This window comes from Pseudomonas sp. D5(2026) (assembly GCF_057766845.1).
The window spans coordinates 739,157-755,483 of record NZ_CM173421.1; the positions used below are offsets into that span (position 1 = coordinate 739,157).

Here is a 16,327-nt window from a genome sequence, read left to right on the forward strand (position 1 = left end):
GGATCAGTGCCCCAGCTGGCGTGGCTGCCAGTCCTTGACCACCAGGGTTACGTCCAGGTCCTTGCCGTGCAGCTTCAGGCGCTCGGGCAACCAGTAGCCGTTCTGTTCGGTGTAGCTCAGGTACTGCACCTGCCAGCCATCCTGGTCCAGGCTGGCCAGGCGGCTGTCGCCGTCCAGGGTCAGCTTGCTCTTGCTGTCGGGAGCGGGCAGGCCGCGAACCCACCAGACAAGGTGCGACACCGGCAGTTGCCAGCCCAGTTGCTCTTCCAGCAGCGCTTCAGGGCTGGCAGCTTCGTAGCGGCCCTGGTTGGCCACCTCCAGCACGACGCCACCCGGGCGGCCGGTCAGGCGTGCGGCGCCACGGCCCAGTGGGCCGGCCAGGCGAATATCATAGTAGTCCTGGCGTTGCAGCCAGAACAGCGTGCCGCTGCCAGAGTCGCGCGGGGCACGGATGCCGACCTTGCCGCTGATCTGCCAGCCATCAAGGTTGCTCAGTTGCTCTTTATGGACGCGCCACTGTTGCGGGTCGCCGTGGCCCTGCAGGGCCTCTCGGCTACCGAAGCCGGCACAGCCGGCCAGCAGGGCGATCAAGGTAAAGGTGATGCAATGGCGCAGGAACATGGCGTTAAAGAGTCTCGGATCCGGTCAGGCGTAAAAGGGTCTTGCGCAGGATAGGGCTGTCGGCCTGGGCTTCGAAGCCCTTGGCCCATACATGACGAGCTTCGCGGCGCTTGCCGTTGGCCCACAGCACTTCGCCCAGGTGGGCGGCCACTTCGTGGTCGGGGAAGTTGGCAAAGGCCTGGCGCAGGTAGGTTTCAGCTACGTCGAGGTTGCCCAGGCGATAGTTGACCCAACCCAGGCTGTCGAGCACTGCCGGGTCATCGGGGGTCAGTTGGTGGGCCTTGTCGATCAGCGCCTTGGCTTCGGCATAGCGGGTGGTACGGTCGGCCAGGGTGTAGCCCAGGGCGTTCAGGGCCATGGCGTTTTCTGGCTCGCGGGCGATGATGGCGCGCAGGTCTTTTTCCATCTGCGTCAGATCGTTGCGCTTCTCGGCCAGCATGGCGCGGGTGTAAAGCAGGTTGAGGTCGTCCGGGTAGCGCTGGATGGCTTGCTGCAGCACCTGGTTGGCCTGGGCGTCCTTGTTGTTGTTGCTATAGCTTTCCGATTCGATCAGGAATAGCTGGATGGCGTAGTCTGGCTGGGCTTCGCGTGCTTCGGCGAGGAGGCGCGAGGCATCACTGCTGCGGCCGTTGGCGATCAGGATGTCGGCCTGGCGCAGCTGTGCCGGCAGGTAGTCTGGGCCTGGGCCGACCAGGGCGTATTCACGCAGAGCGCCAGCAGGGTCGTGGCGCTCCTCTTGGATGCGGCCCAGGTTCAGGTGCGCAGCGTCGACGTTGCTGTCTCGCTCGACCAACTCCTGCAAGTAGCCTTCGGCTTCATCCCAGTCTTTGTTCTCAAGGCACACCAGCGCCAGCGAGTAGCGCAGTTCGTCATCATCGGGGTATTGCTGGACCAGGCTGATGAATTCGCCTTTGGCTTCGGCGATACGGTCCTGTTCGACCAGGGTGCGAGCGTAGGTCAGGCGCAGGCGTTTGTCGTCCGGGTTGTCGCGAATTGCCCCACGCAGCAGTGGCAGGGCTTCCGGACCACGGTCCAGGGCCTGCAGCAGCCGGGCACGCAGCAGGATCGGAGCGACCTCGCCGTTTTGTGCTGGGTGCGACTCGAGCAGTTCCAGGGCTTCTTCTGTCTTGCCGTCCTGGTTCAGCAACAAGGCCTTGCCGAATATCAGCTGGCCGTTGTCGGGGTATTTCACCAGCAAGCGTTCGAAACTATGTAGCAGGCCGTCGCGGGTGCTCTGGTCGGTTTCGGCTGCAGACAGGGCGAGGAAGTCGAAGTGGGTGTCGCCCTTGCCCTGCAGTACCTTTTCCATGTAGGTCATGGACTCGTCATAGCGACCGGCGCGGGCCAGCTGGATGGCGGCGGCGCGCTGTGCGTCGAGGTTCTGCGGGTCGTTGCGCGCCCAGACCAGCGCGTTCTCCAGTGACGGCTCGTCGGCGCCGAGGTACTCGGCAATGCGGTAGGCACGCTCGGAAACCCCAGGATCCTGGGTTTTTGCCGCCTGATCGGTGTAGTTGGCCAGGGCGATGTCGAAACGGTTGCGCTGGCCGGCCAGCTCTGCCACCAACAGGCTATAGAGTGTGTCCTGCTTGAACGAACCATACACCACGGGCTTTTCCGCCTCGCCCTTGCCAGCTTCGGCGACGGGAGGCTCGGCCTTTTGCGGGGCCAGGCTTTGGCAGCCCTGTAGCAGGGCGAAGGCAAGCAGCAATGCGTATGGTTTGTTCATAGAAAGGCTTATAGGAGGACTCACCGGCGGTCGGAGCATGATGACACAAGCGCGGAGGCAAACCCACCTGCGAAGGTCGTGGTTTACAGGCTGGGTGGTGCAGAGTGGGACAGCGGGGTGGGGGAGAGGTTCGCTGGGGCTTGTGCTTGAGGTTTGGCGCTGCTTTCAAAGGGTTAATGATCGGCAACATATAGGAATGCCCTAAAGAGTAACAGTGCGAGAAAAAGCGCTATGCACACAATGACGAGTCTGCTGAGTAATTTCTTCGTGTGGCTTGGTAATTGGTTTGCTTCTTTGATGTCTATTAAGCCTTTGCGTGCATAGGCTTTCGGGAAAGTTGGCATTAAAGATATTGTTCCGAATCGAAGAGCTTTCCCGGTAAAGCCAAGTTCAGTATTGTTTTTCTGTTCTCGCTGATTAACTTGCAATTGGGTCGCATTGATTCAATGTGTTCAGTCAGGCGATGGGGTAAATATAGGGTTATCGACATGGATACGAAGATTGCGGTGATAAGAATGGCGAACACCACTCCTAAAATTTCATGAGTGGTGCTTACTTCACCACCTGCTCGTAGAGTACATTTCCCATCAGCTCTCCTCCATCGCTTCCGAGCTTCCCGCCTAGCATCCCCCAAAAAGCTCCAACCGCTACACCACAATCGATTGCCCCAGGCCCTCCCGATGCGATTCCCAGAACCACACCGCAAGCCGCCACGCCCACTAGCACCAACTAGGCCTCCTCCCACGCTACCTGCCAATGAACACTCTCGACTATTTTAGAACTTCTGCAACCTTCCTGACTTCCTAGGCATTCGATATCCTCACGCTACCAACTGCGGCTTGGGTCCAGGGTATGCAACCAAATGCGAAATAGAATAAGTGCTCCGATAAGTGTTGGGTGCATAGCCCCTAAGACGATCAGGGTGCGCTTCATGCGTATAGGGAAACTCGTGACCTCATCAAGGTCAACTAAACCTTTTCGCGCATATATCTTGGGTGCTGTTAGTAGTATTGATATTGAGAGTGTGCGCATTACCTTGCCAATAAGGCCTGCTTGTGAAAAGGTTTTTTTATTTCCGCTCACGAATGCGCTATTCGGTAGTAGTGATTCGATCCTGCCAAGATGATAGATTGATATGTAGAGCGATGCGCAAAGCGTGACGGTCATGGCGGCCAAAATTATAAATGCAACAATGCCCACAGCAGTACTCATTGGTTGCCTACCTTTTCATATAATACTTCGCCGAGCGCCTCCCCTAAAGCACCGCCAAGCATGCTTCCTCCCGTGGCTCCCGCAGCCCCACCAATAACAGCGCATAGGAGTGCGCCTGTACCGGCTGTTGGCACGCCCAGAGCGAGACAAATACTAGTGGCAATAGTACCACCGTAGCTTGCTGCTATCCCTCCCCCGGCGACACTGCCTGTCAAGGAAGATCCATGGACGTATTTAGCTCTTCTACACTCATTATCGCGGCCAGTGGTACAGGCTTTATGGATCTCAATACCCGTCGCGGCGACCTCCAGTGCAATACCTATATAGGTGCCTTTTTTGATCAGGTTGGCAGACTTGCCTACCCCGGCGACCTTTTCCGCATACCCCGCAATTTCACCCATGTGCAAATAGCTTTTCGTAGAAATGGCCAGTGTCCTCTTGATCGATCCCTTGTTGCGCAATCCAGCGCCGAACCCCGCCAGCTTGCCCAACTGTTCGTCAAGTTTCGAGAACAGTGCCGCACGCTTGGCATAAAACTGGTCGCGGGCATTGAGCGTCCCTGAGCCCAGATGCTCCCTGTGCAATTTCTCGATTTCCAGCAATGTGCCCTCAATTGCTTTCAGATGCTTGCTCCAGCCATCGCTAACCACGCCTGCACCCATTGACGCGTGGGCGAGCAAGCTCTTCAACAGTTCGAAATTCTCCAGAAAAAACTCATCGGCACCTTGCCCGCTGCGCATCAGCCCCATATGGGTCACGGCAGCTTTCGACATCAGATACGCCTCCTGACTGGTGCAGGAAGGCGTGGACCAGTCACCGACGATCACCAGTTCGCCGCCTCTGACCACGCTGTTGAAAATGTGCGAATTGAGGATGTCAAACTTGTTGGCCGAGTGCCCGGTCAGCGCGAGACCGGCCTTGAGCGTGTGGTAGTTTTGCATCCTGGGGTTGATGAACGCACGGGCTTCAGACATGGCGACCCCTCACGCGTATTTCTTGTTACCGATCCGGTCCCACCCGCCAGCAATGTTGCCGCCGCCGGAGCCGTCGGTGCGTTTTTGCTGGGTATAGGTGGTCTTGATTCGGCCGTAGTCGAGCTGAACAACCTCGATCGGCACGCCATCGGCGGCGCTCTGGGTGTAGTCGGCGATGATCACTTCTTCGAGAATGATTTCGTAATACTTGAGCTTGTCACCGCCCGCGCGGCACAGCGCGAGTTTCACTTCCTTGAAATGCTGGCCTGCACAACTGGCCTCCATCAGTTTGCAACTGGCGCTGTCGAGAAACTTGGTGAAGGTGAAGTTGCTGGCTGCGGTGCGGCCAGAGCTGGCGCCGCCGGCGGAGCTTGCGGTGGCGGAGGTGCTTTGGCTTACACCGAAGTCATAACCGGTCACTTCAATCCACTTGCTGTACTTTTCGTCCAAGGCTTCGCCTGGGATATCGCTGATTTGCAAATACGCGTCAAAAGCCATGTTTACCGCTCCTTGGCAAGGATGTGGGTACGGAATATTGATGTGACGACGGGACTTGCCCCGTCAGTGATTGGCAAGGCTAGGCGCGGAAAGGGGGGAGGGCAACAGCTGGGCATATATTTGGGAAATGGACTACAAGCTTGTGGATAAGTCCTCTGGAAATATTTAGGAGTTTTCTCGCTTTGGTCGGCTTAGTTGGCCTGGGCGATATTGAAACTGGCCGGCCAATTTCGCGACCAGCAGGCTATCGAGCGTGTCTTTCTTGAACGAACCATGCATTACGGTTTTTCCACTTTGCTCTTGCTTTTGCTTCTAAGCGCGCGATAGTTCAGGCGACGCAGATTGCGACTTCAGGAGGCCGAGCGCAGGGATTGCGGAGGGAGGTGACGGGCATGGATGCCCGTCAAGCGCTGGGCCCCAGGATGGGGCCTGCAGCGCGGTCCTCCCGGGAGCAAGCCTGGAGCGAGGGGACCCCGGAGCGCAGCGTAGGGGCCGGATGATGGGAGCCGACGGTTTTGGTTACTTTGGCCACGACCAAAGTAACCCGCCGGAAGGGCGGAAAGGTGACTTGGTGCCTATATCGTGAATGAATGTCTACTCGATGTGAAAGCACAACCCAAAAGCCCAAAGCCCAAAGCCCAAAGCCCAAAGCCCAAAAGCTTAAGCGGCGGTTTTGATCTGGCGTACAGTCCGTTTGCGATGGCGACGCCAATTCACCTTTCCGCCCTTACGGCGGGTCCCTTTTTGTCGTGGCAAAAAGGAACCAAAAACCGTTGGCTCCCATCATCCGGCCCCTACGCTGCGCTCCGGGGTCCCCTCGCTCCGGCCTTGCTCCCGGGAGCACGCGCTGCAGGCCCCATCCATGGGGCCTCAGCGCTTGACGGGCATCCATGCCCGTCATCTCCCTCCGCAAGGCCTCCACTCGGCCTCCTGAAGTCGCAATCTGCGTTGCTTGGACTACCGCGCGCTTAGAAGCCAGATCAAAAGCGAAAAGCGAGCTCTGTGATCGGCCGGCACCGCCGATGCATTCGGTGAGATTCTGCCCGGTCATCTGGATAAGGATATCGCCGGCAAGTCTGCCCTCGGCCTGGTATACCTGTAAGAACGCCGTTGCTCTTGCTCTTGGCTTTTGCTTCTGAGCGCGCGGCAGTTCAGGCGACGCAGATTGCGACTTCAGGAGGCCGAGCGTAGGGCTTGCGGAGGGAGGTGACGGGCATGGATGCCCGTCAAGCGCTGGGCCCCAGGATGGGGCCTGCAGCGCGGTCCTCCCGGGAGCAAGGCCGGAGCGAGGGGACCCCGGAGCGCAGCGTAGGGGCCGGATGATGGGAGCCGACGGTTTTGGTTACTTTGGCCACGACCAAAGTAACCCGCCGGAAGGGCGGAAAGGTGACTACGCGCCACCTTCGCGAATGAATACCTACTTGATGTGGATGCTCACATCCAAGAAGCAAGAAGCAAGAAGCAAAGTGGTCTGTTTTGACTAGGCGAACCGTCATTTGCGATGGCGACGCTGACTCACCTTTTCGCAAAAGGCTTAAGGCAGTTAGCTCTGTAGCCAGCTTCTTGGCGTCCGTTGTCACGGGGCAAGCCCACCAAAAAACGCTGCGCTCCCATCATCCGGCCCCTGCGCTGCGCTCCGGGGTCCCCTCTCTCCGGCCTCCTGAAGTCGCGAAGATCAAAAGCGGGAGTGAAACCTGAAATCAACGCTGATGCTGGCCCGCGAGCGGCGATAGCCGCAGCGCTATCAGCACAATAGCGAACGGTGGTTGTTCTAAAACCTGCGAAAGAGGACAATTATCGGCTTCCCGTCACAACCAGCGACCTTGCATGGCCTTTCTTGCACTTGGTATCAACCATAAGACTGCCTCGGTAGACGTACGCGAGCGCGTGGCGTTTACCCCAGAGCAGCTGGTAGACGCCCTGCAGCAGCTCTGCCGACTGACGTCCAGCCGCGAGGCGGCGATCCTGTCGACCTGCAACCGCAGTGAGCTCTATATAGAGCAGGACCACCTGTCCGCCGACGCCGTGCTGCAGTGGCTGGCCGACTATCACCGCCTCAGCCTCGACGAGCTGCGCGCCAGCGCCTACGTGCATGAAGAGCACGAGGCCGTGAAGCATATGATGCGCGTGGCCTCGGGCCTGGACTCGCTGGTTCTCGGCGAGCCTCAGATCCTGGGCCAGATGAAGTCCGCCTACGCCGTGGCCCGCGAAGCCGGTACCGTCGGGCCGTTGCTCGGGCGCCTGTTCCAGGCCACCTTCAGCGCCGCCAAGCAGGTGCGTACCGACACCGCCATCGGTGAAAACCCGGTTTCGGTAGCGTTCGCCGCAGTCAGCCTGGCCAAGCAGATTTTTGCCGACCTGGGCCGTAGCCAGGCCCTGCTGATCGGTGCCGGCGAAACCATCACGCTGGTCGCCCGCCACCTGCACGAGCAGGGCGTACGCCGTATCGTGGTGGCCAACCGTACTCTGGAACGCGCCAGCATCCTGGCTGAGCAGTTCGGTGCGCATGCCGTGCTGCTGGCAGACATCCCACAGGAACTGGCCAACAGCGACATCGTGATCAGCTCCACCGCCAGTCAGTTGCCGATCCTGGGCAAGGGCGCGGTCGAGAGCGCACTGAAACAGCGCCGACACAAGCCGATCTTCATGGTCGACATCGCTGTCCCTCGCGATATCGAAACCGAAGTCGGCGAGCTGGACGACGTCTACCTGTACACCGTCGACGACCTGCACGATGTAGTGGCGGAAAACCTCAAGAGCCGCCAGGGCGCGGCCCAGGCGGCCGAAGAGCTGGTATCCGTGGGCGCCGAAGACTTCATGCTGCGCCTGCGCGAACTGGCTGCGGTGGACGTGCTCAGGGCCTATCGCCAGCAAAGTGAGCGCCTTCGCGACGAAGAACTGCAAAAGGCCTTGCGCCTGCTGGCCAATGGCGGCAACCCCGAAGACGTGCTGGCCCAACTGGCCCGGGGCCTGACCAACAAACTCCTGCATGCGCCCAGCGTGCAGTTGAAAAAGCTCTCGGCCGAGGGCCGCCTCGATGCGCTGGCCATGGCCCAGGAACTCTTTGCCCTCAACGAGGGCTCCACGGACAAATCCCCGCAATGAAAGCGTCGCTGCTGAACAAACTGGAAATCCTCCAGGACCGTTTTGAAGAACTCACCGCCCTGCTCGGTGACGCCGAGGTTATTTCCGACCAGACGCGTTTTCGCGCCTACTCCCGTGAGTATGCCGAGGTCGAGCCGGTTTACGCTGCCTATAAAGAGTGGCGTAAAGTCCAGGACGACCTCGAAGGCGCCCAGGCGCTGCTCAAGGACAGTGACCCGGACCTGCGTGAAATGGCCGTGGAAGAGGTGCGTGAAGCCAAGGAGCAACTGCTGACGCTGGAGGCGCAGCTGCAGCGCATGCTGCTGCCCAAAGACCCCAACGACGGCCGCAACGTGTTTCTCGAAATCCGCGCCGGTACGGGGGGCGACGAGGCAGCCATTTTCTCTGGTGACCTGTTCCGCATGTACTCGCGCTACGCCGAAAAGCGCGGCTGGCGCCTGGAGATCTTGTCCGAGAACGAAGGCGAGCACGGCGGCTACAAGGAAATCATTGCCCGCGTCGAGGGCGAGAACGTCTACGGCAAGCTCAAGTTCGAGTCCGGTGCACACCGGGTTCAGCGTGTGCCCGAGACCGAGTCCCAAGGCCGTGTCCACACTTCCGCGTGCACGGTGGCGGTGCTACCCGAGCCGGACGAGCAGGCTGCCATCGAAATCAACCCGGCCGACCTGCGCGTGGATACCTACCGTGCCTCCGGTGCCGGCGGCCAGCACGTCAACAAGACCGACTCGGCGATCCGCATCACCCACTTGCCCACCGGTATCGTGGTCGAATGCCAGGAGGAGCGCTCGCAGCACAAGAACCGCGCCCGTGCCATGTCCTGGCTGTCGGCCAAGCTGAACGACATGCAGACCAGCGCCGCGCAGAACGCCATTGCCAGTGAGCGCAAGTTGCTGGTGGGCTCCGGTGACCGCTCCGAGCGCATCCGCACCTACAATTACCCACAGGGCCGGGTGACCGATCACCGCATCAACCTGACCTTGTATTCGCTGGACGACATCCTCAGCGGTGGCGTAGACGCGGTGATCGAACCGCTGCTGGCCGAATACCAGGCCGATCAACTGGCCGCCTTGGGGGACTGATGACTGTCATCGCCAGCCTGTTGCGCAACGCGCAGTTGCCCGAATCGCCCACTGAGCGCCTGGATGCCGAGTTGCTGCTGGCTGCGGCCATCGGTAAGTCGCGCAGCTACCTGCACACCTGGCCTGAGCGTATCGTCAGCAGCGAAGATGCCGAGACCTATGCCAGCTACCTGCAGCGCCGCCGTGGCGGCGAGCCAGTGGCCTATATCCTTGGGCTGCAGGGCTTCTGGAAGATCGACCTGGAGGTTGCGCCGCATACCCTGATCCCGCGGCCGGATACCGAGCTACTGGTCGAGACGGCCCTTGAGCTGCAACCCGCTTCGCCAGCCAAGGTTCTTGACCTGGGTACGGGAACGGGTGCCATCGCCCTGGCGCTGGCCAGCGAGCGCCCGGCCTGGCAGGTGACAGCGGTTGACCGTGTGGAGGAGGCTGCTGCCCTCGCCGAGCGCAACCGTCAGCGGTTGGGTCTGGCCAACGCTCGGGTACGGCTAAGCCACTGGTTCGACAGCCTGGCCGGCGAGCGTTTCGATCTCATCGTCAGCAACCCGCCCTACATCGCTGCTGAAGATCCGCACCTGGCGACCGGAGACGTGCGCTTCGAACCCAGCAGTGCACTGGTGGCCGGTGCCGATGGCCTGGACGACCTTCGTGTGATCGCTACCCAGGCCCCAGCGCACCTGTTGCCTGGTGGCTGGCTACTGCTGGAACATGGCTACGATCAGGCGGCAGCGGTACGCGCTCTGCTGGCTGAACATGGCTTTATCGAGGTGGCCAGCCGCACGGACTTGGGCGGCCATGAACGTATTACCCTGGGGCGACTGCCATGCTGAGTGATCAGGAACTGCTACGTTACAGCCGCCAGGTGCTGCTGGCTCAGATCGACATTGATGGCCAGCTGCGGCTCAAGCAGAGCAAAGCGCTGATTGTCGGGCTGGGTGGCCTGGGCTCGCCAGTTGCCCTTTATCTGGCCGCGGCCGGAGTAGGTGAGCTGCACCTGGCCGACTTCGACACCGTCGACCTGACCAACCTGCAACGCCAGGTAATCCACGACAGTGCCAGCGTCGGCATGAGCAAGGTCGACTCGGCCTTGCAGCGTTTGCAGGCTATCAACCCGGAAGTCAGCCTGGTTGCTCACCGCCAGGCACTGGACGAGGACTCGCTGGCGGCTGCGGTGGCGGCGGTCGACCTGGTGCTGGACTGCTCCGACAATTTCTCTACCCGCGAAGCGGTCAACGCTGCCTGTGTCGCCGCCAGCAAGCCATTGGTCAGCGGTGCGGCAATCCGTCTGGAAGGTCAACTGTCGGTGTTCGACCCGCGGCGCGACTACAGCCCGTGCTACCACTGCCTTTACGGACACGGTAGCGAAGCTGAACTGACTTGCAGCGAAGCAGGCGTCATTGGCCCGCTGGTGGGGCTGGTGGGTAGCCTGCAGGCGCTGGAGGCGATGAAGCTGCTGGCGGGCTTCGGTGAACCGTTGGTTGGCCGCTTGCTGTTGATTGATGCCCTAGGTACCCGTATCCGCGAGCTTCGTGTCAAGCGCGACCCGGCGTGCACGGTCTGTGGCAAGCGCGATGGCTGAGCGCTCGGCGCCGGTAGGCGTCATGGACTCGGGGGTTGGCGGTTTGTCGGTGCTCGCCGAGATCCAGCGCCTGCTGCCCAACGAGACGTTGCTGTATGTGGCCGATTGCGGGCATATACCCTACGGTGAGAAGTCGCCGGACTATATCCGCGAGCGCTGCCGGCACATTGCCGGGTTCTTCCATGAGCAAGGCGCAAAGGCCATGGTGTTGGCCTGCAACACCGCCACGGTGGCGGCAGTGGCCGACCTGCGAGAGTTGTATCCGACCTGGCCGTTGGTGGGCATGGAGCCGGCCGTGAAGCCTGCTGCAGCCGCCACCCGCTCGGGCGTGGTCGGTGTGCTGGCCACTACCGGTACCCTGCAGAGTGCCAAGTTCGCAGCCTTGCTCGACCGCTTCGCCAATGACGTACGGGTTATCACCCAGCCTTGCCCAGGGCTGGTCGAGCTGATCGAAACCGGTGACCTTGCAAGCCCGGCGTTGCGCCAGATGCTGCAAGGTTACGTGCAGCCGCTGCTGGCAGCAGGTTGCGATACGCTGATCCTCGGCTGCACCCATTACCCTTTCCTTCGCCCATTGCTGGCCAGCATGGTGCCGGAGGACGTGGCCATCATCGACACCGGCGCGGCCGTGGCGCGTCAGTTGCGACGGCTGTTGGGTGCCAATGATCTGCTGGCCGAAGGCCCGGCTGGCGCTGCACGCTTCTGGACAAGCGCTGATCCAGAAATCCTAAGAAAAATCCTACCTGTGCTGTGGCATAAGTCCGGCGATGTGCAAAGCTTTGCGTTGTGAAAAAAACGTGAAAACCAGCTGAACTATCGTTCCACTTCTGCTTTCTACCGCTTTGCCTGAGATGAGGCGGACACTAACAACAGCATCAGGAAGAAGGATGTTTCTCATGAGGAAACTGCTCGGCTTGGCAGCGGCTGCTGCCTTTGTTATGGGACAATCGATGTCGGTACAAGCTGCCGATGTTTCGTTTTCGGTGGGGCAGACCGGCGATTCGACCATGGTCTACCGGCTAGGGCTGCAATCGAACTGGGATGCGAGCTGGTGGCAGACCAGCGTTGGTCGGCTGACCGGCTATTGGGATGGCGCCTACACCTACTGGGATGGCGACGAGACCGCGAGCAATCACAGCCTGTCCTTCGCGCCAGTGTTCGTCTATGAGTTTGCCGGGGAGTCGGTGAAGCCTTACATCGAAGCGGGGATCGGGGTGGCGGCGTTCTCCAGCACCGAGTTGGAAAGCAACGAGCTGGGTTCGGCTTTCCAGTTCGAGGATCGCATCGGCTTTGGTTTGCGCTTTGCCGGCGGGCATGAGATTGGGGTGCGGGCGATTCACTACTCGAACGCCGGCATCAAAGAGCCCAATGATGGTGTAGAAAGCTATAGCTTGCATTACCGAATGGCGCTCTGAGTTCACCTGCATTCCCCCCTTCGCGGGCAATGCCCGCGAAGGGGGTAGTACTGAATTCAGGTGTTAGCGCGTCAGTGGCCACAGGCTACTGACGTTCAGCGTCTCCAGGACCAGTTCCGGTTCTCGCTGAGGCCACCGCCGCAATAACTCCTCTGCGGCACTGTCGGGCGTCCACGCCTCCGGTATCGCCTGTGCCGACGTCACCGTTACCTTCAGCGATTGTGGTCCTACAATGGTCAGTGCTACCCCTTGCTCCTCAAGGGCCTTGCGCTGCTCACGCATCCACTGCGGCAAGTTGTTCCAGCCCGCAGTCACCTGTGTCGGTGCAAACAGCTGCAACGCCGAATAACGGTTGAAAAGCGCCATCACCTGCGGTGACTGCCCCTTTGCCAGCAACGGCAGCGCTTTGCCCAGGCAATGCTCTGCGGCAAGCTGGTTGGTAGTGACGATTGTTTCGATCAGCTCAGCGTCATTGACATCGGCTGACAGGTAATCGCTGGTGCCGGTGTTGATGATCAGACCGTCCAGCGAACACCAGGCATGGCAAATCTGTTGGCATGCATGGGTGATTTGTTGTTCTTCATGCAACTGCCACGGCAAACGCAACAATTGGCGGCCGTAGCGTGCCCCCAAAGCATCCAGTGCAGCGCCATCCTTGCCGCTGGCGGCAACGCGATGCCCTTCCTCGAGCATCCTCTTCACCAAAGCCAAGCCAAGTCCGTTGCTTGCGCCCGTAACCCAGAAACTGCGTGAGTTATTCAAGACGTTATCCCCTGATTCTGCCGGCGTGGCAGCCCTTTGAACGCTTCCAGGGCCCGCTGGCGACTGCTGCTGAGATCTACGATTGGACTTAGGTAAGCAGTATTACCGAAAAGGTCCGTCGATTTAATGGGGTGATGGATGGCTTTTTCGTCGAGCGCTTGTAGTTCTGGTACCCAGTGGCGAATGAAATGCCCCTGAGGATCGAAGCGCTGCGACTGCGAAATCGGGTTGAAGATACGGAAATAGGGCACCGCATCGGTGCCGGTGGACGCACTCCACTGCCAGCCCCCGTTGTTGGCGGCCAGGTCGCCGTCAATCAGGTGGCGCATGAAGTGCCGCTCGCCCTTGCGCCAGTCAATCAGCAGGTTCTTGCTGAGGAACATGGCCACGACCATGCGCAAGCGGTTGTGCATCCACCCGGTGTGCAGCAGTTGGCGCATGGCGGCATCGATGATCGGGAAACCGGTGCGGCCCTGCTCCCACGCCTCCAGGTCTGCCGGGGCGTCACGCCACGGCAGGGCTTCGGTCTGGGCACGGAAGGCGCGGTGGCGGGAGACCTGTGGATAACCGCTCAGGATGTGCTTGTAGAACTCGCGCCACAGTAGCTCGTTGACCCAGGTCTGCACGCCCGTGCTGCCACTGTCGAACTCGCCCCGGTTGCAGGCCAGTGCACCGTGCAAGCATTGGCGGGGCGAGATCACGCCGGCGGCCAGGTAGGGTGAAAGCTGGCTGGTACCGGGCTTGGCAGGCAAATCACGCAAGTGCTGGTAGTCGTCGATGGTTTCGTCGAGGAAGCGTGACAGGCGGGACTGTGCCTCAGCCTCACCTGCTGGCCAGTGGTCGCGCACTGTGTGCGTGGTTGTTCCGAATCCCTCTACGTGTAGCGGGACCGGATCGCTGCCGATGTTCAACGGTGCCTGGCGCTTCACTCGCCGGGCCAAGGCCGGCAGGCTGCGGTGCAAATGTTCCAGGCAGGTTTTCTTGAACTGGCTGAAGACCTGGAAGTAATCGCCACTGCGGGTAAGCACGGTACCCGGACGGAAGAACAGCTGGTCGAGGTAGCTGTGTGCCTGGATGGCCGACTTTTCCAGCAGTGCCCGGGTGGCATCATCCCGGCGCTGCTCATTGATGCCGTACTCCTCGTTCCAGTGCACGCTTTGCACCTGATGCTGGCGGCAGACATCGAGCACCGCCTGTGGCGCCTGGTCCCAGGTTTCGATTGTGCGGATCAGCAGGGGTATGTTCAGCTTTTCCAGTGATTGGCGCAGGTCATTCAGGTTACGCAGCCAGAAGTCGACTTTGCAGTCGGCATCGTCATGGGCTTGCCATTGCCCGGGGCTGACAAGCCACAGGGCGATGGTCGGGCCGCGCTCTGTGGAGGCGCTGAGTGCAGTGTTGTCATCGATGCGCAGGTCGCTGCGCAGCCAGGTCAGGTGCATGGGGGAGTTTTCTCTACAGGCTGTCGATCGTGGGCTTGAAGCACGCGCAATGCCGCCTGCGGGGTATCGAACAGGAAAAGATCGGGAAGCTCAAAAGCCTTCAAGCGGGCTTCATGCAGCGCCAGCGTGGTACCGCCCAGTAGCTTGGGGACCGGCAAGCCTTGCAGGGTGCGCAGCAACGCCTTGTCGTCGATGCGTGGCCCCAGGTGCAGGAGTAAGGCGCGTGGTTTCAGAACGTTGACGGCGCTTAGCAATTGCGGGCCTGCGACAGGCTGCTCGAGTACCTCGGCCGGGAAGCCGTTGCTGGTGAGCAGCCAGGCGCACAACCATAAGCCTGGACTGAAGGTGCGTTCGCTGTCTTCGGCCAGCAATACGGCAGGGCCTTGCAGCAGCTGGTTGTCGTGATACACGCGGGCACCGAGCTTGCTGCGTAGCCAGCTGTGGAAAAACACCTGCTCCAGCCGAGCGTTGAAGTAATTGCGCCAGCGCAGGTCGAGCATGTCGAGTAGCGGCAGCAGCAATTGCTCGCACAGGGTGACCGCCGGGTACAGCGCCATGGCCTGGTTAAGTTGCTGGTCGAGGGCGCGCTGTGACAGGCTGGCGATGGCCTCGATCAGCTGGAATTGCCTGGCTTGCCAGTCACCCTTTGGTGGAGTGCTGGTAGGTTTGTCGAGCAACTCGCGGACTTGGCCGACCGACGCGCCACGCTGCAGCCAGGCCAGGACGGCCTCGACGCGTTCGACCTGCTCAAGTGGATACAGGCGATGCCCCTTGGCGGTGCGCTGTGGCTTGAGCAACCCATAACGGCGCTCCCAGGCGCGCAGGGTGACGGGGTTGACGCCGGTGCGACGGGCCAGTTCGCCGATGGGCAGCAAGTCCTCAGACCGCATTGCGCAAGCCCAGGCTCTCGGGGTGCGGTTGCAGGTAGGCTTGCTGCTGCAAGTAGGGGTCTGGGTGCTTGCGCAAATGGTGTTTGAGCAGGGTCAGTGGCACTACCAGTGGTACTACGCCTTGTTGGTATTGGCCGATGACTGCCTGCAACTCAGCCTTGTCCTGCTGCGTCAGGGCATCCTTGAAGTAACCGCTCAGGTGCTGCAGCACGTTGCTGTGGGTGCCGCGGCTGGCACAGCGGCGCAGGGCCTGCATCAGCTGGCTGAAATAGCGCGGGCCGATGCTCTGTGGTTCGTCATCCTTGCTCATGCTGCCAAGCAGGCGGCCGAGGGTGCGATAGGCCTGGGGGTTGTTGGCCATCAGCAAATACTTGTAGCGCGAATGAAAGCGCACCAGAGCACCACGGTTCAGGCCTTCGGCCAACAGGCGCTGCCAGTCGGCGTAGGCGTAAACGCGGCTTATGAAGTTTTCGCGCAGCACGGGGTCATGCAGCCGACCTTCTTCCTCTACTGGCAGGTCCGGGCGCAGCGCGCAGAAAGCCTGGGCATAGACACCACGGCCGCCATGCACGGCCGGGTGGCCATTGTCCTGATAGACCTTTACCCGTTCCAGGCCGCAAGAAGGAGACTTCTGCATGAAGATGTAGCCGCAGATGTCGTCAAGTTCGTTGGCCATCTGCTCACCATAGGTGCGCAGCGGGTCGGTCAGGTCCTTGCCGCGGTCGCGGGTGCCGACCACTTCGGGCTGTTCGGGGTTGCCGACCAGGCGAATCGGGTCACGGGGAATACCCAGGCCGATTGCCACTTCCGGACACACGGGTAGCCAGTCGAAGTGATGTTCCAGCTGTTTACGGCACAGGTCGGAAGCCTTGTGGCCGCCGTTGTAGCGCACGCTGTGCCCGGTCAGGCAGGCGCTGATGGCGATGCGTGGCTTGCTGTGTACGGAAGGGTCGTGCATGGCTGCCTCCGAAAATAAACCTGTACGTGACGCAAATCTTGTACAGGTTTATTTCAGCACAGCGCTGAA

At 60.7% G+C, this 16,327-nt stretch carries 14 protein-coding genes; 6 read left to right on the forward strand and 8 right to left on the reverse strand.

The features are described 5' to 3' along the window. Positions 1-3: 3 nt before the first annotated feature. The 4 genes from lolB to AC3B5Q_RS03490 all read right to left on the reverse strand — a co-directional run bounded on the left by lolB (position 4) and on the right by AC3B5Q_RS03490 (position 5,031). Positions 4-621: a lipoprotein insertase outer membrane protein LolB gene (gene lolB, locus AC3B5Q_RS03475; RefSeq protein WP_103443480.1), complete on the reverse strand. Its 618-nt coding sequence runs from the start codon at positions 619-621 to the stop codon at positions 4-6. A gap of 4 nt (positions 622-625) precedes the next feature. Then, a complete protein-coding gene (locus tag AC3B5Q_RS03480) occupies positions 626-2,347 on the reverse strand; it encodes a tetratricopeptide repeat protein (RefSeq protein ID WP_103443481.1) in 1,722 nt (573 codons plus the stop codon). Positions 2,348-3,555: 1,208 nt separating this feature from the next. Beyond that, positions 3,556-4,533 carry a hypothetical protein gene (locus AC3B5Q_RS03485; RefSeq protein WP_275966825.1) on the reverse strand — a complete coding sequence of 326 codons (978 nt, stop codon included), beginning with the start codon at positions 4,531-4,533 and terminating at the stop codon, positions 3,556-3,558. A 9-nt stretch (positions 4,534-4,542) separates the two neighbouring features. Next, complete coding sequence (locus tag AC3B5Q_RS03490) at positions 4,543-5,031, reverse strand: Hcp family type VI secretion system effector (protein WP_021784766.1); 489 nt, start codon at positions 5,029-5,031, stop codon at positions 4,543-4,545. Between the two features lie 1,827 nt (positions 5,032-6,858). Between AC3B5Q_RS03490 and hemA the strand changes: the two genes are divergently transcribed. The 6 genes from hemA (at position 6,859) to AC3B5Q_RS03520 (ending at position 12,209) form a co-directional block, all read left to right on the forward strand. Further along, the gene (gene hemA, locus AC3B5Q_RS03495) at positions 6,859-8,136 is read left to right on the forward strand and encodes a glutamyl-tRNA reductase (RefSeq protein WP_003247394.1); all 1,278 of its coding nucleotides are present in this window, start codon (positions 6,859-6,861) and stop codon (positions 8,134-8,136) included. Then, a complete protein-coding gene (prfA, locus tag AC3B5Q_RS03500) occupies positions 8,133-9,215 on the forward strand; it encodes a peptide chain release factor 1 (protein WP_003247392.1) in 1,083 nt (360 codons plus the stop codon). The genes hemA and prfA overlap by 4 nt, the downstream gene beginning before the upstream one ends. Then, positions 9,215-10,045, forward strand: a complete 831-nt coding sequence (gene prmC / locus AC3B5Q_RS03505) for a peptide chain release factor N(5)-glutamine methyltransferase (RefSeq protein WP_021783503.1) — start codon at positions 9,215-9,217, stop codon at positions 10,043-10,045. The genes prfA and prmC overlap by 1 nt, the downstream gene beginning before the upstream one ends. Further along, positions 10,039-10,794 (forward strand): molybdopterin-synthase adenylyltransferase MoeB, encoded by a 756-nt coding sequence (locus AC3B5Q_RS03510; RefSeq protein WP_028698055.1) that lies wholly within the window; start codon positions 10,039-10,041, stop codon positions 10,792-10,794. Before prmC ends, AC3B5Q_RS03510 begins: the two co-directional genes overlap by 7 nt. Further along, a complete protein-coding gene (gene murI / locus AC3B5Q_RS03515) occupies positions 10,787-11,584 on the forward strand; it encodes a glutamate racemase (protein ID WP_028698056.1) in 798 nt (265 codons plus the stop codon). Before AC3B5Q_RS03510 ends, murI begins: the two co-directional genes overlap by 8 nt. A gap of 106 nt (positions 11,585-11,690) precedes the next feature. After that, positions 11,691-12,209 carry an acyloxyacyl hydrolase gene (locus AC3B5Q_RS03520; RefSeq protein ID WP_028698057.1) on the forward strand — a complete coding sequence of 173 codons (519 nt, stop codon included), beginning with the start codon at positions 11,691-11,693 and terminating at the stop codon, positions 12,207-12,209. 63 nt (positions 12,210-12,272) lie between these two features. Here the strand turns inward: AC3B5Q_RS03520 and AC3B5Q_RS03525 are convergent, their stop codons facing one another. The 4 genes from AC3B5Q_RS03525 to AC3B5Q_RS03540 are packed head-to-tail and all read right to left on the reverse strand — an operon-like array spanning position 12,273 to position 16,258. Then, positions 12,273-12,971, reverse strand: a complete 699-nt coding sequence (locus AC3B5Q_RS03525) for an SDR family oxidoreductase (protein ID WP_028698058.1) — start codon at positions 12,969-12,971, stop codon at positions 12,273-12,275. Next, positions 12,968-14,410, reverse strand: coding sequence for a deoxyribodipyrimidine photo-lyase (phrB, locus tag AC3B5Q_RS03530; RefSeq protein ID WP_028698059.1), 1,443 nt, complete (start codon positions 14,408-14,410; stop codon positions 12,968-12,970). The genes AC3B5Q_RS03525 and phrB overlap by 4 nt, the downstream gene beginning before the upstream one ends. Then, positions 14,401-15,300 (reverse strand): MerR family transcriptional regulator, encoded by a 900-nt coding sequence (locus tag AC3B5Q_RS03535; protein WP_274118920.1) that lies wholly within the window; start codon positions 15,298-15,300, stop codon positions 14,401-14,403. Before AC3B5Q_RS03535 ends, phrB begins: the two co-directional genes overlap by 10 nt. Further along, positions 15,290-16,258 carry a YbgA family protein gene (locus tag AC3B5Q_RS03540; protein WP_274118921.1) on the reverse strand — a complete coding sequence of 323 codons (969 nt, stop codon included), beginning with the start codon at positions 16,256-16,258 and terminating at the stop codon, positions 15,290-15,292. The genes AC3B5Q_RS03535 and AC3B5Q_RS03540 overlap by 11 nt, the downstream gene beginning before the upstream one ends. Positions 16,259-16,327: the final 69 nt, after the last annotated feature.